This window comes from Massilia luteola (assembly GCF_034420155.1).
GTDB lineage: Bacteria > Pseudomonadota > Gammaproteobacteria > Burkholderiales > Burkholderiaceae_D > Telluria > Telluria luteola.
In genome coordinates this window covers 135,358-153,392 of record NZ_JAXOFN010000016.1, presented here as the reverse complement: position 1 = coordinate 153,392, position 18,035 = coordinate 135,358, and the positions used below count along the sequence as shown (strand labels likewise).

18 protein-coding genes are annotated in these 18,035 nt (G+C 59.7%); 7 read left to right on the top strand and 11 right to left on the bottom strand.

Annotated elements, in window-relative coordinates; all coding sequences use genetic code 11:
- Together U9J41_RS17385 and U9J41_RS17380 are read right to left on the bottom strand one after the other, a co-directional pair.
- Window positions 1-269: transposase (locus U9J41_RS17385; protein ID WP_322400125.1), on the bottom strand; the 269-nt coding region annotated here is incomplete at its 3' end.
- Between the two features lie 157 nt (window positions 270-426).
- Window positions 427-927: a hypothetical protein gene (locus tag U9J41_RS17380; protein ID WP_322403428.1), complete on the bottom strand. Its 501-nt coding sequence runs from the start codon at window positions 925-927 to the stop codon at window positions 427-429.
- 112 nt (window positions 928-1,039) lie between these two features.
- On the opposite strand from U9J41_RS17380, the gene U9J41_RS17375 reads away from it, so the two are divergent.
- Window positions 1,040-1,318, top strand: a complete 279-nt coding sequence (locus tag U9J41_RS17375; RefSeq protein WP_322403427.1) for a helix-turn-helix domain-containing protein — start codon at window positions 1,040-1,042, stop codon at window positions 1,316-1,318.
- 150 nt (window positions 1,319-1,468) lie between these two features.
- Window positions 1,469-2,143 carry a hypothetical protein gene (locus U9J41_RS17370; protein WP_322403426.1) on the top strand — a complete coding sequence of 225 codons (675 nt, stop codon included), beginning with the start codon at window positions 1,469-1,471 and terminating at the stop codon, window positions 2,141-2,143.
- A gap of 7 nt (window positions 2,144-2,150) precedes the next feature.
- Here the strand turns inward: U9J41_RS17370 and U9J41_RS17365 are convergent, their stop codons facing one another.
- From U9J41_RS17365 to U9J41_RS17330, 8 genes are all read right to left on the bottom strand, one after another.
- Entirely contained in the window at window positions 2,151-3,257 is a 1,107-nt protein-coding gene (locus U9J41_RS17365; protein WP_322403425.1) for a hypothetical protein, read from the bottom strand.
- A gap of 246 nt (window positions 3,258-3,503) precedes the next feature.
- Window positions 3,504-3,737, bottom strand: coding sequence for a hypothetical protein (locus U9J41_RS17360; protein WP_322403424.1), 234 nt, complete (start codon window positions 3,735-3,737; stop codon window positions 3,504-3,506).
- A gap of 148 nt (window positions 3,738-3,885) precedes the next feature.
- Window positions 3,886-4,281 carry a hypothetical protein gene (locus U9J41_RS17355; RefSeq protein WP_322403423.1) on the bottom strand — a complete coding sequence of 132 codons (396 nt, stop codon included), beginning with the start codon at window positions 4,279-4,281 and terminating at the stop codon, window positions 3,886-3,888.
- An 831-nt stretch (window positions 4,282-5,112) separates the two neighbouring features.
- A complete protein-coding gene (locus U9J41_RS17350; protein WP_322403422.1) occupies window positions 5,113-5,709 on the bottom strand; it encodes a helix-turn-helix domain-containing protein in 597 nt (198 codons plus the stop codon).
- Window positions 5,691-6,971, bottom strand: a complete 1,281-nt coding sequence (locus tag U9J41_RS17345; RefSeq protein ID WP_322403421.1) for a tyrosine-type recombinase/integrase — start codon at window positions 6,969-6,971, stop codon at window positions 5,691-5,693. Before U9J41_RS17345 ends, U9J41_RS17350 begins: the two co-directional genes overlap by 19 nt.
- A gap of 223 nt (window positions 6,972-7,194) precedes the next feature.
- Window positions 7,195-8,160: an LLM class flavin-dependent oxidoreductase gene (locus U9J41_RS17340; RefSeq protein WP_322403420.1), complete on the bottom strand. Its 966-nt coding sequence runs from the start codon at window positions 8,158-8,160 to the stop codon at window positions 7,195-7,197.
- Between the two features lie 110 nt (window positions 8,161-8,270).
- Window positions 8,271-8,852, bottom strand: coding sequence for a YceI family protein (locus U9J41_RS17335; RefSeq protein WP_322403419.1), 582 nt, complete (start codon window positions 8,850-8,852; stop codon window positions 8,271-8,273).
- A 286-nt stretch (window positions 8,853-9,138) separates the two neighbouring features.
- Entirely contained in the window at window positions 9,139-9,468 is a 330-nt protein-coding gene (locus tag U9J41_RS17330) for a hypothetical protein (RefSeq protein WP_322403418.1), read from the bottom strand.
- 97 nt (window positions 9,469-9,565) lie between these two features.
- On the opposite strand from U9J41_RS17330, the gene U9J41_RS17325 reads away from it, so the two are divergent.
- Entirely contained in the window at window positions 9,566-9,958 is a 393-nt protein-coding gene (locus tag U9J41_RS17325; protein WP_322403417.1) for a DUF1684 domain-containing protein, read from the top strand.
- Window positions 9,959-9,982: 24 nt separating this feature from the next.
- On the opposite strand, the gene U9J41_RS17320 is transcribed toward U9J41_RS17325, so the two are convergent.
- A complete protein-coding gene (locus U9J41_RS17320) occupies window positions 9,983-10,870 on the bottom strand; it encodes a LysR family transcriptional regulator (RefSeq protein WP_322403416.1) in 888 nt (295 codons plus the stop codon).
- Between the two features lie 96 nt (window positions 10,871-10,966).
- On the opposite strand from U9J41_RS17320, the gene U9J41_RS17315 reads away from it, so the two are divergent.
- From U9J41_RS17315 to U9J41_RS17300, 4 genes are read left to right on the top strand one after another with little or no spacing between them, the layout of a single operon-like run.
- Window positions 10,967-12,196: an MFS transporter gene (locus tag U9J41_RS17315; protein WP_322403415.1), complete on the top strand. Its 1,230-nt coding sequence runs from the start codon at window positions 10,967-10,969 to the stop codon at window positions 12,194-12,196.
- 28 nt (window positions 12,197-12,224) lie between these two features.
- Window positions 12,225-13,379, top strand: a complete 1,155-nt coding sequence (locus tag U9J41_RS17310) for an efflux RND transporter periplasmic adaptor subunit (protein ID WP_322403414.1) — start codon at window positions 12,225-12,227, stop codon at window positions 13,377-13,379.
- A gap of 11 nt (window positions 13,380-13,390) precedes the next feature.
- Window positions 13,391-16,573 (top strand): efflux RND transporter permease subunit, encoded by a 3,183-nt coding sequence (locus U9J41_RS17305; protein ID WP_322403431.1) that lies wholly within the window; start codon window positions 13,391-13,393, stop codon window positions 16,571-16,573.
- Entirely contained in the window at window positions 16,566-18,005 is a 1,440-nt protein-coding gene (locus U9J41_RS17300; RefSeq protein ID WP_322403413.1) for an efflux transporter outer membrane subunit, read from the top strand. The genes U9J41_RS17305 and U9J41_RS17300 overlap by 8 nt, the downstream gene beginning before the upstream one ends.
- The last annotated feature ends 30 nt before the right edge of the window (window positions 18,006-18,035 follow it).

Sequence of the window (18,035 nt, the reverse complement as noted above, 5' to 3'; positions counted from 1 at the left end):
GCGCCGAAATCGCCCTTGAGCGTCTTGGTGCTATGGCCGTTACGGGTGTTGGCGGTGCTGTTGGTCACCTCGCCGCTTTTGTCGTGGCCCAGGTGATCGGTCATCTCGACTTCCAGCGCGCGCTCGACCAGCATCTTGGTGAGCTGCTTGAGCAGGCCATTTTCGCCAATCAGGTCCTCCGGCTTCTGATAGTTCGCCAGCAGGCTGTCGGCCAGTTTGAGCAGTTCCGGATCGGGCTTGGCACGCTTGTTACGCTTTACAACGGTCATTGTTTCTCCTAGTGGCGGCAGTGTCCTGCCAAATGACCGTTTACACAATATTATTTACACCCTCGGCAAACCAAATTACTCTGCTTCCCGGCCCGTCGATCAACAAAGGGCCGGGTCTACATTTATGGTGTGCAAGCAGATATCCACATGCTGACCGTTATTCGACCGGATCGCCTCCGGCCGTAACACATTCTGACCATACGTTAGCTTTATCCAATATCTTGTGTGCTGGTTCTGCCCCAGAGATAAACGTATCCCACCCCTTGCCGCTGGCAGCATTCAAATCTTGCTTTGCCCAGTACATCTTGGCACCGACGTAACCGCCCAGCCTGTTTTTGGCGTTCAGCTTGCCGCAAAGGAGTCGTGCGTTCAGGGTCTTGTTGTACACGTAGACCGACTGCGTAAACTGCGCTGAGCTTGGGTCATTAAGGCGATCTAACAGCCGCCGCTTTGCTTCAGCGATAAACGCTCCTTTCTCGTCCGGTTGCTGCGGCTGGGTGTTTTGCTGTCCCTGCACACTGCTATCGTTTCGGTCTGCCATACATGCGGCACGGACGGACGCATCCGCAATCTGTTCACAACTGAATTTCTGGGCAGTGGCCGCACTAGTGAACCCAGTCAACAGTACCGCCATCCCCAACCCTACTACTTTTTTCATCGCACTTTCTCCGAAGTCGTCAACATTGACTGTAGACAATTTTATCAGAGTTGTAAGAAATTGACACTCAAACAGGGTCGATACAAACAGGCCAGATTCATAGCATGTCGGCATGCGGACCGACTACGAAATCGAACTGTGCAAGCTGTTTGGCAAGAACCTTGTCCGGGTGCGGCGGGATCGTCTCTGGTCGCAGGAGCGGCTCGCACTAGAGAGCGGGTTAGCAAGGAGCTATGTCGGGGACGTAGAGCGAGGTCTGCGTAACATCTCATTGGTCAACATCTGCCGATTCGCTGATGCTCTCGGAGTGGATGTGTCCGAGTTGACAGCGTTCAGGCAGGTTTCTGACCTTCAGGGCGCTAACTCCGAGCACTCGGATAAAGAGACATAAAGCTGGGCATGCAGCCATAGATTCGTTTCGACACAAGCCACAATGGCCTTGCTGGTTCCACAAGCAACCGTCGCTGCCGCTCTACTGCTGTTGTGCATATGACGCGTCATGAGGTAATGTTGATGTTCAACTACTTTATGGTCGTACGCTGTGAGCCTGAAGAAAATCTGGACCCCGACAGTAGCAAAGGTATTTGCGCACTGTTTCATCTCTGCGATATTGATAGCCCCAATTGCTGTTTACATCAGCAAATTTGGTTTTCACATTACAAGCGACCATGCTCGATGGGGAGAGATGGGTTCGGCGATGTCCGGACTTTATGGTCCTATACTTGCGTGGCTTGCATTCGGCGTCGTAATGGTTCAGGCACGCATGCAAGCCGAGTCCAACAAACACGCTTACGATCAAGCGTATGTGCAAAACGCGAGGGAAGACGTAGGCTTCTACGTAACGCGCCTTGAAGAGATTTTGGACAAACCAACATCTAACGGAAGTACACCGCGTGACATCTTGATATCGTCGTTCGCGTTCGCATCGATTGAACAGCTTTCCGGTGATGACCTGAAACCGCTATGTCGGGCGATGAATCTGGAAATCCCACAATTGCAATCCCTGTGGACGGCTGTTTATTCTATTTACGAGGGCTTGCGATGCAACGACGAGCAGCCGTATGTATTGCAATTTACGTCGGCCAAACAAAAAGCGATTGTGCTGCTATCGTTTCCCGTATGTGTGGCCCTTGACCATTACGTTTATTGTATTTCGGATGGGCGCTTGCAGTATAACTACAATTTCAGTCGCATCTTGCCGCAACCATCGCCTTGATGTCACGTCAGGGATATGACAAGGTTGCGCCCTTATCGATGGCCCTGTCCCAGTCGCGAACGCTCATCCGTGACTTGGCTGGGTGCGTATCGACGTACCTGTGGAACTCGTAGACGTGCTGGAGTTCGTAGGCCACTTGTCCCGGTGTACGTACAACACCGTGTTCAAGGAGATACCGGCGAACCTCATCGACATCAAGCCCTTGGTCTACGCACCGTTCGTAGAGCATACCCACGAACTTTTGCGCAGTGGTCAGCGTCATTTCGATTCCTTCGCGATGCGTTGTAGTTCCTTCACCACTGTGGCGTTGAGGGCTGGCGCTGTTGGCTTCGTCGCTACGGCCTTCTTGGCTGGAGCCGGTACGTTGTCCGGTGCCCACCATGCACGGGCTGCTTGTGCTGTCGGCGCCTTCTTGATCGGCTGGGAGGCCGATGGAGTTTGCTTCTGGTGCTTCTGTAGTTCGCGCTTCATGTTGTTCACTTTCGTTAGGTTGTAGGGCTGCTGGAGAAGCAGCAGGGGAATCGGGAAGCTTCCGTTTCTTGGCGGACCGTTTCACAGCGTTGGCGGCGAATTCAGAATTGAAGTAGGTCTCACGAGCTTCCACGCCGTCCTTGCTTCGGTTCTTGTACAGGTAGCTGATACGCTGTAGGCAATCGTCCAGCTTGGGGCCAGGAGTCGGACGAGCGAAGAATTGCTTCTGCCCGTCAACGGAATGAATCGGGCTCTGTGGCTGGGCCACGTGGATCGGGTTCATGCCGCGTTTCTTCGCGAACTTGTCCAGCCATTTACCCTCTCGCACATCAAGTACCGTCCACGGGAACTGTTTATCAGTTTCGATCAACAGGTACAGGTGAGCGTGGTAGCCCTTCTGTGCGTCGTTTTCGTAGCATCCGAAGTATTCCAGTTCGTTACCGTAGTAGCGGATAGCGCCAGCGATAGCCTTGATGGCTGATTGGTACTCTCTGATCGTCTGGTAGCCTGTCAGGACGAATTGGACGAGGATTGGACGCTTCATTCCATGGTTGCGTAGTCGATCCTCGACTTTCTTCAATGCTCGTCGGCTATGTAGTCCGCCATTGGCATTGAGGATTGCGTTAGTTTGTTTCTGTTTCATCACAATGTCTTTCAATTGTTTATTTGCCTCCCTCCCAATCAATGGGAAGGGGGGGCTATGTCTTTGTGAATGTCTTGATGTATGCGTAAGGGTGTTCATTGAATATCTCTGACTTCGTCTAGTGGTACATTCAATGTATTACTCCTTACTTACCTGACCATAGGGGCGTAGTAGCCGATTATTTCAAATAACCGCTTTAAAATCAAAGGGTTACGGCAATTTGAAATTTCGGCTAATACGTCGTTTTTAAGCTTGACGTTTATCGGCTTGGCGATATCCTGCTGCACTCGTGATAAGCTGTTCAATCACGTTGGAACCGCTGATGCCCTGTGCACGAGCTAGGTCCGCAAGGAGTTCCCACACGAACGGGCGAAGATGGACATTTCGATATTGCAGGGTGCCGCCCTCTGGCGTTACCCATTCATAACGGCTTGTACCCGGCACGTGTTTATGTGTCGATTTCCTGTTTTGAATAATCATTGTCATTTCCTTAATTTGCGAATCGTAGGGACGAGCGAATCCCGCACCGTGATAGCGGCGTAAGATTGATCGACCTACGGCTCAGATTGTTATTTCAATGCCAGAGTTGGCAGATGCGCGTCCCAGACCGGACGGCGTGGGATGGGTGTTACTGAAGCTTCGCGATTTCGGCGGCTGTGGCACGTTCCAGTTCGCGGATTGCCTTCGCCTGATCGGCCTTGATTGCCGCAATCCTCTGTTCCAGTGCGTCACGTGCGGCCTGTTCTGCCAGTCGCTTTGCCTCTTCCTTTACCGCCCGGTCGAACGCTGCCTGTTCCTGTTGCTGGGCTAGTTCGTTAGAGCCGTTCGCACGCTCGATAGCGGCGGTGGACGGGTTCCCGAGGATGAGATTGACGATTGCGTTACCGTTATGTCCCAGTTCAATTCCTAGATCGGGCTGAATCACATAGCCGTTTCGCAGGTGGACGGCCAGTTCGTCCCAGATCGGGAAGGCTGGGCCGATGAGCTGAATTGATACGGGCTTCTTCGGTGTTGCGTTTGTCATAAGTGTTCCTTTCACTGAGTTGACGATTTGATGCCACGATGGCGAATGTATTGACTGACACGTTCTCTGTTCCACGTTAACCCGGATGCTGTCGTGATGCCGAGCCCGTTAAGGTGCTCAGCAATGCGACGCAGGGTGCTCATCGGCCTTAAGGCCCGGACGATGTCATCGACGTGGATGTAGAAGTCCGGGCTGCGTAGCGGTTTCCCGAACGCCGGGGGTGTTGCTTGATTAGGCATAGGTATAGCGCTCCTTCCTGTTGAGGATTTCAAAACTTGTGTATGGGATTGGTCCGAAGGTGGACCGGGGAACGATGTGGTCTGTTGCTGTTGAACACAGGTCACATATACCCTACAGTGTACACTACGCACAACACTTTGTCAACTTTTGCGCACAAACCCCTTGACATCTCGATAAATTTTGATTTACTAGCTCCAAGGTGTTGCCCGTCAACTTCCCGCATCGTAGCACTCGGCATTCCCAGATAGAAGGTGACGCAGCGTCCCTCTTTCTTTCTATCAACACTACCCCGGCAAATCATCATCGCCTACCGGGGGAAGTTTCGGTCTGCCAAAACAGCAACTTCCCATCCACCGATGCCGGTACTTTCGCGTCACTTGCCCTATGAGGCCGGGTCAAAAACCCTATCGCCAACGTGGTAATTCTCTCGTGCTGTCAGAGGGCGTTTCGTCGCAACTCAGGCCGAGTTACTGCCTATTTTTTTACGCAATAAGAAGGGTTGACGAAAGTGTCCGGGCTAAGCATTTCAGCCCTTTCCGGAGAGGTCGAAATCGGGGCTGTCGGGGTAGCGTGGTCTGTCGGCATCTGTTGTTACTTGCTTCCGCGAGGCTTCCACCCCGATTGTCCAAGGCGAATAAGTTCATCGGTGGGCCAGCCCAGGTATTTGCCTCTTTTTACTGGGCGTATGGGGCCATCATCTTTACTGGCCCATAACCGCATTGTTTGCTCGGCCACGTTGAGGTAGCGAGCGGCGTCTTTCGTGGTTTGGAGTGGACCGGGTTGCAACAACGGGCGTTCAAAAGTTGTTGTAGGCGTAGCAACCACTTTCTCTGGTTCAGGTGTTAGCATCGGTTCCGTCTTGACGAAAACGTCAGCCAGCCAAGGAATTGTGATGCCGGTCAGCGTGCAAAGCTCGTTTGCAGCTATTACGGTTTGACGCTCGGCCTGCTGACGCTGGAACGGTGTGAACTCGATGTTGTCATCTAGTCTCATTGTCAAGATCAGAGCCGTTTGCAACAAGTGGGCTGCAACCTGCTCGATTGCTGAAGCCGTGGGACGGACAAGCGCAGCTATGCCGTATAACGTGCGCTGGTACTGTTCATGGGGCTGGCTGTCAGGGACGCTCCGGGCACGTGGAAGGTGCTGAATGGCAAAATCCCGTAGTGCGATCAGTTTGATTTGTTCCACTCGATTCCCGCTTCAGTCAACATCCAAGCCTCGATTTTAACGTGCCACTCTCGGAGGAAGTCGATTGAACGCCGTTTGTAGAACTTCTCCGCGACTGCGCTAGGTTTGTGGCCTACGATCTGAGCCACAAGGCCAGATGGCGGGTTCAGCCAGTCGGCTAGAGTGATGAAGCTGCGGCGAAGGCCGTGGATTGAGACATGTGCGAGTCCTGCGGTGCGGAGCGCTCTTTGATGCGCCTTTGTCGGGGCAACGATACGTCCTGATGCAGAGGTCTTGCTGCTGAAAACCCATTCGTTTTCGCGTGGCAGGGCCGACAAGAGAGTGGACAGGTACGGCGTGAGCGGGATCGTACGTGTACCTTCGACCTTGTCGTGTATTTCCATTTTGTTCCTCTGGAAGTCCACGTCTGCCCAATGTAGGGCCGCAAGCTCGTTGCGACGAGCGCCTGTTAATAGCAGTCCTTGAAGGTAGGCGCTGAACACGGCGTTCTCCATCTGTCGAACGGCTGCAAACCACGGCTTGAGCTGGTCACGTTCAAGGCTGTCACCTTCCTTTGCATCGCTTCTTGGTATCGACTCCTGTACCTTTCGAGAGGTGAAGGCATCGGGCGGGATCAAATCACGATAGGCCGGGGTGTCCTTGGCCCAATTGGCAAGGGCTCGCAAAATCCTAAAGCTTTGCGCGGCGTTCGTAGCTCGTTTCTCTGACTCGGTATCAAGCCATTGGGCGATCGTGTCGCTAGTCAGGGAGGCGAGAGGGGCGCGTAGGAGCGAGGCTAACGGGCCTGCTACGGTCAAGCCTTTGCCGCGCTTCTTCGGCTCGCCGCCAGCGGAGGCTAGGTTGACGTGGTTGGCGTAGTGTCCGTCACTCCACTTGGGCTTGCGTGCAGCAAGATACACGGGCCAAACGTCGCCAAGAGTAACTGTATCTCGGGCTGCTGCTCGTTCCTGTGCTACTCGCTCCGCCTTTTCAGCGGCAACCTGTTTTTCCTTCACTTGGCGTGGGTCTATGCCTTTATCGACCATCACTTGCAGCTCGTTAGCGTAGGTGCGAGCATCGGCTAACCGCCACGAGGTGGTTTTGCCAATCTTCATCCGGAACGACTTCCCGTCCAAACGGGATTGGAACACGTACGTCCGCGAGGTCTTGGAAACGCAGAGCCCTAGGCCGTGGGAGCCAGTGTCCCATAAGAACTCTTGCACCTTGCCATCTGGACATTGATAGTCCTGAACACGGGTGACTGTAAAGTTGATGCTTGCCATGTTGATTGGTCCCTAGTAAGCGATAAGTAAGCAGATTCGACAAACGCGAGTCTACGTCAATCAACATTGCTTGACGAGGGATCATTCATAAACGACTGATTTATAACGATAATGCGATTTCGATCAACGCGTCACGACGCTGTAAAACGACTAGGCTGCAAGCCTTCTAAGCTGAGGGTCGCAGGTTCGATTCCTGCTGGGCAGGCCAATCATCCGTCGCCGCTTAGTTGTTCAGCAGCCCAGGCTCCCGTCCGATCTCGTTCAGCACTTGGGCGACCGGCCGCACGCTCATCCGCAAATTCAGCGCCACGTGCGCGATGCCGGCCTCGTAGAGCCGTTCCAGATAGCGCTTCAGTTCGCCGATGCCGGCGCGTATGCCCATCGGGAAGTAAGACAACGGTGCGTTGCGGTCGCCTTCGAGTATCACGCGCAGCGCCATCATCAGTGGCTTGCCGGCGCAGCCGCATTCTTGCTGGGCCGCTTCCCAGTCCCGGCTCAGCGTCGTCAACTGGTCGATCGAGCCGGCGTAGCTGAACCAGCCGTCGGCATGCGCGGCAATCCATTCAAGCGATTGCTGGGCGCGCCCCACGACCACTTGCGGCAGGCGCCGTTGCGCCGGCGGCGGCGCGATTTCGAACGGGGTCGCGCCGAAACTCCGGTGTGCCGCCGCCTCGCCGGACCACAGGCCGGGCAGGCGCTCGACCGTGGTGCGGAAGCGCTCGCCGCGACTCGCATACTCTGTACCGAATACGCCATATTCGAGCGGACGGTCGCCGGTCGCCACGCCGAGCACGAAACGGCCGTTCGACAGCACGTCGACGCTGGCGGCCCGCTTGGCGAGGTGCAGGTCGTGGTCGAGCGGGGTGACCACGGCCGCGGTGCCCAGGGTGATGCGGCGCGTCACGGCGGCCAGGTAGCCGAGATAGGTCCACGGATCGAACACCTGGCCCGGATCACCGTCGGTCGGATCGAAGGTCGGGACGTCGCGCAGCCAGGCGCCGCGGAAGCCGATTTCGTCGGCCAGGCGCACGTGGCTGGTGGTCTGCGCCAGGTTCGGCATCGAGACGCCCCTGCCGCTCCAGCGCGCCCAGTCGTTGTCGGCCGGGAGCAGCAGGCCGAGACTGGCCCGGCCCGGCAGGTGCAGGGCGTCGAGCGCGGGCTGATCGCCGAGATGCGGTGCATTAGACATGGGCGAGCTCCGGGCAAAACACAGGTGTCATAACAAATCCCAAAAAGTTATTTTATGTATCATTTGAAATGCGGGTTGCTTCATGCCCGACGTCTTCGGTAGCGCCACATTCACTTCATGGCATCGGCCTGCATGGTCAGCTTCAGCGCGATCTCGTCGCTCACGTTCGGAATGTTGAAGCCTAGGCCGAACTCCGACCGTTTCACGATACCGGTGGCGTCGAAGCCGATTGCCTGGCGCTTTGTCATCGGATTCTCGCCAGCCTTGTTCAGCCGCGCATGCAGCACGACCGGCCGGGTGATGCCATGCGCCGTCAGATTTCCGGTAATCGTGTATTTGCCGTTACCGGCCGCTTTTACGCGCGTGCTCTGAAAGGTGATGTTCGGGAACCTGGCGACGTCAAAGAACATCGGGCTCCTGAATTCGTTGTCGAGCTGCGGAACAAAGGTATTGATCTTGGCCACCGGCAGCGTGACGCGCACCGAGGATTTCGACGGATCGTCATTATCGAATACCAGGGTTCCCTGGTCGATATTGGCAACAATGATCGGATTGGAAAAGCCGAAATTGCTGCGACTGAGCAGGACGAACGTGTGGGTGGAATCCATCTCGTAAGTCACCGGCGCAGCCTGAACTGTGAATATTGGCGCGCACATCAGCGCGCCGATGAGGGTGCGGGTAAGCACGGCCACGGCAACTCCTGTCAAGACAATCAGCGTTCAATATTACCGTATGCGCGCGCCCGGCTATGTCCATGGCTTGAATAAATGTTATTCGCTCCTGACGCCTTCCGCGCGGCCCCATCCCTCCTAATACTATCGAAGTGCCACGGTTCGGGAAGACTGATCGACCTGGTGTACCAAGCGTCATCGGACCGCATTCTGCACTGCGTCAGTCTCAAGAGATGTTTCTGATATTCAATATAAAATTATCGAGACCATCCGCGGGCTGCAGCTTCCGACCAAGCGACGGCCAATGTCAGCGTAGACGACTGGGCCCAGTTGAACGCCACCGTGTTCGTAATGGTTTCGCAACATGACATGACGATTTCCATTTCGAAATCGGGGTACGGCGCATGACCTGACCGGCTATTCCGCCGATAAACCGCACCTGTCGCCAGCCAATCATATTCAATCGATTCACAATCCACTGAAGGCTACGCAAATCGAAAGCTTTGACATGAAAAGCCTGATTGAACTCATCAACGAAGTCGGTGAGCAGCACGTATCCGCGGAAATCAATATCGGTATGGAAAACCTGGGTATCCGGTTCGACGGATTCGAATAGTCGGCAGGTATCGATGGGCATGCCGGCGTCGAAACGCACCTTTTACATTGGGGAAGTCAGTATATGTGCGGAATTACCGGTTGGGTGGAGTTCGAATCGACCATGAGCACGAAAGTCGATGTGCTCAAAACGGCTATCCTGTTCGGAACCCGAGGCCATCCTGGCCCATCCCGCCACGCGCGCGTCTTTCCATGAACGGACTGCGCGAGATCTTCGACACGGTCAATACGCCGGGGCAGACGATATATGGCGGCATGTTCGAAGTCCGTCCCCGCCATATCGTGCGCTTCGGCAGGAAGGGCTTGCCGAAACGCGCCTATTGGTCGCTCCAGGCTGCGCCGCGCACCGCGTTGCCGGAGGGCGGCATCTGGTGCTCGACCTCAACCAGGCGCATAAGCCGCCCAGTGCCTTCACGCCTTATGCGAACTGCCCGATTGCACCGCCGGAAAACGCGTTGCCGGTGCGTGTGATCGTCGGCCAGAAACGCGATCGCGGGCATCGGATGGCGTGACGCCCCGTCGGTGCGGGGGCCCGTCTACGTCAACGACAAATGGTCGGCCAGATAGCCATAGACCGTCGACACCCGGGGTATTTGCCGCGACTCCACGTGCGTCAGCAACCAGAGCTGCGTTTCGCATTCGTCGATCGGATCCGACAATTGCACCAGGTCGTCGCGATGCTGGGCCAGGAACAACGGTATCAGCCCGATGCCGAGGCCGGACGCGATGGCTGTGGTGACGGACAAGATACTGTTGACCTTGTGCCGCGGCATGACCGACGGGTACTCCCGTCTGCGCCACACGACGGATGAATGGTCGGGCAGGGCATCGTCCGGCGCCACCCAGTTGCACAGCGCCAGATTGGAGGTGTCGACACCGGGCGTCTTGCCGGCCCTGGGCCCGAACAAGGCGAAGCGGATCTGGCCGAGATGCTTGCCGATGAGGTAATGCGGCGGCCGCCGCGTGACCCGCAGGGCGATGTCGGCGTCGCGCTTGGCGAGGCTGGTGAGATCGTTGCCGGTGGTGAGTTCGAATTGCAGCAGGGGCTGCGCCGTGGCCAGGTCCGCCAGCATGGGGAACACGAGGCCGTGCAAGACCGTGTCGGTGGTGGCCAGCCGGACCAATCCTGAAACCAGTCCGTCCTGGCTTTGCTGGACCGCCGTCCGCGCGGCTTCCATTTCCGTCTCGATACGTTCCGCATGCCGTGCCAGCTTCAGCGCCAGCTCGGTGGGGTGCGAGCCGTTGCGCGAGCGCGCGAACAACTGTTGTCCCAATCCCTTTTCCAGCCGCTGGATGGCCCTGAATACCGTCGAGCCGTCGATGCCCAGGCGCTTGCCGGCATCGCTCATGGTTCTCGCCCTGACCGTCGCCAGAACGATCTCCAAGTCGTTGGCGCTGACCTGAAAATGCGTTTCTGCAAGCATAGGTTGTGTTTCCGGCTATTTTCTTCGTCTCCGCTGCAATATACCTTGTGCTGGCTGGCATTAGCAAGGCGACATCAACCACTATGGATGACATTTATGAAAAGCGAGAATAGCAAGGTGAACAAGGCGGGACTGCCGCTAAGCGGCCTCCTGGCATTGGCAACATCGATCTTCATCACGATCCTCACCGAAACCCTGCCGTCGGCCTTGCTGCCGCAAATGGGCGCAAGCCTGGGCGTGTCCGAGCCGCTGGTCGGGCAGCTGGTGAGCATCTTCGCCATCGGCTCGATCGTCGCGGCGATTCCATTGACGGTGGCGACCCAGACATGGGGAAGAAAAGCGTTGCTGCTGATCGCCGTCGGCGGCTTTGCCGTCGTCAACACGGTGACGGCGCTCTCGACCAATTACGACGTGACCCTGGTCGCGCGGTTCTTTGCCGGCGTCTTCGCCGGGTTGCTGTGGTCGCTGGTGGTCGGCTACGCCGCGCGCATGGTGCCCCAGCACCAGCAAGGACGCGCCATTGCCATCGCGATGGTCGGTACGCCGCTGGCGCTGACCATCGGCAGTCCGACCGGCGCCTTCCTGGGCAAGGTCCTCGGCTGGCAATACACGTTCGGCATGATGAGTGTGCTGACCTTGCTGCTGGTGATCTGGATGGTCTTCACGCTCCCGCGCTTCCCGGGCCAGGCCGCCGGACGCCGGGTGCCGCTCACGCAAGTCATGGCCGTGCCGGGCGTCAAACCCGTGATGTTCGTTACGCTGTCCTATATTCTTGCGCATAACATCCTGTACACCTATATCGTGCCTTTCCTGTCCCCGCTCGGCATGGCGGACAAGATCGACATGGTGCTGTTCGTGTTCGGCATCGCCGCGCTCGTCGGCATCTGGATCATCGGCGCACTGATCGACCGCTGGCTGCGTGAGCTGGTGATCGCCAGCACGGTGTTGTTCGCCGCGGCGGCGTTGATGCTCGGCCTGTGGGCGGCGGCAAATCCCATGGTCGTGTACGGCTGCATCGCACTCTGGGGGCTGGCGTACGGCGGCACCGCGACACTGTTCCAGACGGCGTCGGCCAAGGCGGCCGGCAACGTGGCCGACATCGCCCAATCCATCGTCGTGACCGTGTGGAATATCGCGATTGCGGGCGGCGGCATCATCGGCGGCATCGTGCTGAACAGCTTCAATGTGCTGTATTTCCCGTGGATGCTGCTGGTCCTGCTCTCCTTGGCGTTGCTGGTCGCCCTGAATGCCCGGAGCGCCGGCTTTCCGGCGGCAGGCGGCGCGCACGACATCAACAGTGCAGAAGCGGAAGCGAACGCGTCATGACCGATCGTACTCATCAGGAGGCGCGTCCATGAAACCATTGGAAATGCCGTACAAGCTCGTGCTGGCATCGACGGCGCTGTGCTTGCTGGCCGGCTGCGGCGAGCACAAGGCCGCCGGCGGCGCCGCACCGGCGGCGGCGGTCAGCGTGGCGAAGGTCTTGTCCAGGCCGATACAGCAGTGGGATGAATTCAACGGCCGCATCAGCGCTGTCGATGCGGTCGAGATCAGGCCCAGGGTCAGCGGCTATGTGGAGCGCATCGCCTTCGACGAAGGCGGCGAGGTGCGCAAGGGCGACCTGCTGTTCGTCATCGATCCGCGTCCCTACCGCGCCGCACTCGACATCGCGGCCGCGCGCCTGGAACGGGCGCAGGCCGGCGCGGTGCTGGCGGAGAAGCAGGCGCAGCGCAGCAATGCCTTGTTCAAGAAGAATGCCACTTCTCAAGAAGAGGCCGAACGCACCACGGCCGAGTACGAGCAGGGCCGGGCCGACGTCATCGCCGCCAAGGCCGCCGTCGAGGCGGCGAAGCTCGACCTGCAATTCTCCGAGGTGCGTGCACCCGTCACGGGGCGTGTCAGCCACGCCATGCTGACGGTCGGCAATCTGGCGATGGCCAACCAGACGGTGCTCACGACCGTGGTGTCGCAGGACCCGGTCTACGTGGACTTCTATCCCGACGAAGAGAATTACCTGCGCTACCAGGCCAAGGCGCGGCGTGGCGCGAAAGACGCGCTGTCCGTGCGGGTCGGCCTGGTCAACGAGCAGGGCTTCCCGCACGAGGGCCGCCTGAAGTTTCTCGACAACCGCGTCGATCCGTCCACCGGTACGAACCACATGCGCGCGGTCTTGCAGAACCCTGACCACCAGCTCACCCCGGGCCTGTACGCGCACGTGCAGTTCGCCGGACTGGCGCCGTCCGAAGCTGCCCTGATCGACGACAAGGCGGTCATGACCGACCAGGACCGCAAGTATGTCTACGTGCTCGGCGCGGGCGACAAGGCCGAGCGCAGGGAGGTGACATTGGGCGCCGTCAACCATGGGCTGCGGGTGGTCGAGTCGGGCCTGAGCGCCAAGGATTACGTCATCGTCGACGGCCTGCAGCGGGTCTTCTATCCCGGCGCGCCGGTCAAGCCGACCGTCGTCGCCATGGGCGCGCCGGCGGCGCAGCTGGCGGACGCACAATGAAGGGCAGCTCAATGGATTTTTCCAAGTTCTTCATCGACCGGCCGATCTTCGCTATCGTGCTGTCGATCATTATCTTTGCCGCCGGCGCGATCGCCATCCCGTCGTTGCCGGTCGCCGAGTACCCGGACGTGGTGCCGCCCAGCGTGGTCGTGCGGGCGGCCTATCCGGGCGCCAATCCACGGGAGATCGCCGAGTCCGTGGCGACGCCGCTGGAAGAGGCGATCAACGGCGTCGAAGGCATCATGTACATGAAGTCGGTCGCCAGTTCCGATGGCGGGCTGCGTGTCGTGGTGACCTTCCAGCCGGGCATCGACCCCGATACGGCGGCCGTGCGTGTGCAGAATCGGGTGAGCCAGGCCTTGACGCGCCTGCCCGATGCGGTGCGCCAGTACGGTGTCACCACGCAAAAGCAGTCGCCCACGCCGCTGATGTACGTCAGCCTCTATTCGCCCGACAACCGCTACGACCCGCTGTATCTGCGCAATTACCTGACCCTGCATATCAAGGACGAAATGACCCGCCTGCCGGGCGTCGGCGATGCGGGCCTGCAAGGTTCGGGCGACTACGCCATGCGCATCTGGCTCAATCCGGACAAGCTTGCCTCGCACGGCCTGACGACCTCCGACGTGATTGGCGCGGTACGCGAACAGAACGTGCAGGTGTCGGCCGGCCAGCTGGGTGCCGAACCGGCGCCGAAGGGCACCGATTTCCTGATTCCTATCAATGTGCGCGGACGGCTGCGCAGCGAAAAGGAGTTCGGCAATATCGTGCTGAAGAGCGGGGCGGACGGGCAGATCGTGCATCTGTCCGACGTGGCGCGCGTGTCGCTCGGCGCCGGCGACTACACGATGCGGGTCTTCCAGAACACCGAGAACGGCTCGACGATCGGCATCTTCCTGTCGCCGGGCGCCAACGCGTTGTCGGTCGCGGACGCGGTGTACGCCAGGCTGCATGCATTGTCGGCCAACTTTCCGCCCAGTATCTCGTATCACGTGATCTGGGACCCGACCGTCTTCGTGCGCGAATCGATCCGCGCCGTCCAGCACACGCTGATCGAGGCGGTGTTGCTGGTGGTCCTGGTGGTGATCCTGTTCCTGCAGACCTGGCGGGCGTCGATCATTCCGCTCGTCTCGGTGCCCGTGTCGGTGCTGGGCACGTTCGGCGTGCTCTATCTGCTCGGCTACTCGATCAATACGCTGACCTTGTTCGGCCTGGTATTGGCGATCGGCATCGTGGTGGACGATGCGATCGTGGTGGTGGAAAACGTCGAACGCAACATCGCGCAAGGCCTGAGTCCGCGCGCGGCGGCCCACCAGGCGATGCGCGAGGTGTCGGGACCGATCATCGCGATCGCGCTGGTGCTCTGCGCCGTGTTCGTGCCCATGGCGTTCCTCGGCGGCGTCACCGGCCAGTTCTACAAGCAGTTCGCCGTCACCATCGCCATTTCGACCGTGATTTCCGCGATCAACTCCCTGACCCTGTCGCCGGCGCTCGCGGCCAAGCTCCTCAAGGCGCACAATGCGCCGGGCGACGCCCTCTCGCGCCTGATCGACCGCACCTGCGGATGGTTGTTCCGCCCCTTCAACCGGATGTTCCAGCGCGACGCCGACCGCTATCAAAAAGGCGTGGCGCGTGCCCTGGGCCATCGCGGCAAGGTGTTCGTCCTCTACGCCGGCCTGCTGATCGCCACCGGGTTCCTGTTCCGTGCCATACCCGGCGGGTTCATCCCCACCCAGGACAAGCTCTATCTGTTCGCCGGCGCCAAGCTGCCCGAAGGCGCTTCGCTCACGCGTACGGAAGACGTGACGCGCAAGATGATCGAGGCCGCGCGCAAGGTGGAGGGTGTCGACATGGTGTCGGGCTACGCCGGGCTCAACGCCCTGCAGACGGTGAATACGCCCAACCTCACCGCGTCGTACGTCATCCTGAAGCCGTTCGACCAGCGCAGCCGCAGCGCGGTGGAGATCAATGCGGAACTCAATGAAAAGTTTTCCGCCATCAAGGGCGGATTCGCCTACGCCTTGCTGCCGCCACCGATCCAGGGGCTGGGCAACGGCTCGGGCTATTCGCTGTATCTGGAGGACCGCGCGGGGCTGGGCTACGGCGCATTGCAGAAGGCGCTGACCGACTTCCAGGCGGCGGTGGCGCAAACGCCCGGCATGACCTTTCCGGTCAGTTCCTATCAGGCCAACATTCCTCAATTCGAGGTCAAGGTCGATCGCGACAAGGCCAAGGCACAAGGCGTTGCGCTGACCGACTTGTTCGGGACGATGCAGACCTATCTCGGCTCGACCTATATCAACGACTTCAATATGTTCGGTCGCGTCTACCGCGTGATCGCCCAGGCCGACTCGGCGCATCGCGTGCGGGCGACGGACATCACCAGCCTGCGCACGCGCAATGCGCGGGGCGAGATGGTGCCGATCGGCGCCATGGCGACGGTCGTGCCGACCTACGGACCCGACCCGGTGATGCGCTACAACGGCTATCCCGCGGCGGACCTGATCGGGGATGCCGACCCGAAGATGTTTTCATCCGTGCAGGCCACCGCCAAGCTGACCGAGATCGCCAACAAGGTATTGCCGCCGGGGATCACGTTGGAGTGGACCGACATCAGCTACCAGCAAATGAACCAGAGCAATGCCGCCATCGTCGTGTTTTCGCTCTCGGTGATCCTGGCCTTCCTGGTACTGGCATCGCTCTATGAAAGCTGGACGCTGCCGCTGTCGGTGATCCTGATGGTCCCCGTGTGCATGTGTTCCGCACTGCTCGGCGTCCGGTTGGCGGGTGGCGACAACAATGTCTTCGTGCAGGTTGGCCTGGTCGTACTGATGGGGTTGGCGTGCAAGAACGCCATCCTGATCGTCGAATTCGCGCGCGAACTGGAGCTCCAGGGCAAGGGTATCGTCGCGGCCGCGCTGGAGGCTTGCCGGCTGCGCCTGCGCCCGATCATCATGACGTCCGCCGCCTTCATCGCCGGGTCGGTGCCCCTGCTGTTTGGCCACGGCGCCGGCAGCGAGGTGCGTCAGGCCACCGGGGTGACGGTCTTTGCAGGCATGTTGGGCGTGACCTTGTTCGGCCTGTTCCTGACGCCGGTGTTTTATGTTGCGCTGCGGACGCTCGGCGCAAGGATGGCCGGCGCGGCGCCGATCGTGGCGGCGGGACGAGTCTTGAAGGAATTGGAACATGAATAAGCTGACACAAAGCGTACTGGCGCTGCCGGTCGTGCTCCTCGCCGCTTGCGCGGCCGGCCCGGATTATCACCAGCCGGCGGCGCCGGCGATCGGACACTTTGCCCGTGCCGAGGCCAACGGTACCCAGGCTGCACCGATGGCCAATGCCGAGTTCTGGCAGGCTTTCCGCGATACGCAACTGACCCGCCTGGTCGAGCGCGCACTGTCTACCAACAACGATCTGCGCGTTGCCTTGGCCCGGTATGACAGTGAAACGGCGCTCTTGCGCGAAGCCAGGTCCGATCATTACCCCACCGTGACGATGAACGCCAATACCGGTCATCAAAAACTGAGCGTGGACCAGGCGTACGGTTTTCAGCGCAGCAACGACGTCCACAGCGCAAGCGTCAATGCCGGCTGGGAGCTGGACGTGTTCGGCAAAGTGCGGCGCGACGTCGAGGCGCATCGCGCCGAAACGGCTGCCCTCGCCGAGGACCTGAAAGCCTTGCAGGTGATCATCGTGGGCCAGGTCGCCAGCGCCTATATGGATTTGCGCGGTACGCAGGCGCGCCTGCGGGTGGCGCGCGAGAGCATCGACAAGCAACGTGAAACATTGCGTATCATCAGCGCGCGCATGGAGGCCGGCCGCAGCGCCGATTTCGACGTCGCGCGTGCGCGTGCGCAGTTCGAGTCGGCCACGTCGCGCGTGTTCGCGCTGGAGGCGCGCATTGCCGTCGACGAACACCGTCTCGCGGTATTGACCGGCCGTCCGCCCGAGGCCCTGATCGCCGAGCTCGACGTTCCCGCCGCGCTGCCTGCATTGCCCCCGGCGGTCGATCCTGAAACGCCCGCCATCGTACTGCGCCGCCGCCCGGACATCGCGGCGGCGGAGCAGCGCCTGCACGCGGCCACCGCGCGTATCGGCGTCGCCAGCGCGGATCTGTTTCCTCATGTGAGACTCTCGGGCATGCTCGGCACGTTCGCCTTCCGTTCCGGCGACCTGTTCACGAAGGAGCGGGAAACCAGTCTGCTCGGCCTGGACGTCGATTGGTCGTTTCTCGATGCCGGTCGTGTGCGCGCACGTATCGCGGCGAGCGACGCCGCCGCTGCCGGCCTGCTGTCGGCATACCAGCAGACTGTGCTGCTGGCGCTGGAGGACACCGAAAATGCCCTGATCCGCTATGCGCGCACGCGCAGCGAGGACGAGCACCTCGAGCAAGCCGCGGCTGCGGGCAGCCATGCGGTCCAGATCGCACGTGAGCAACTGCGAGCCGGCACCATCGGGGTCTACGAAGTCCTCGACGCCGAGCGCGAGCAGTTGCGGGCGCAAGATGCGTTTGCCGAAGGACGGACCCGCAGCGCGGTCGCGGCGGTGGCCTTGTTCAAGGAACTCGCAGGTGGGTGGCCGCAACAGATGTCTGCGTCCGCGTCGGTATCGGCTGGAATCCGCTGACACGGCTGCGGCGCGTCACGACACGGGGCG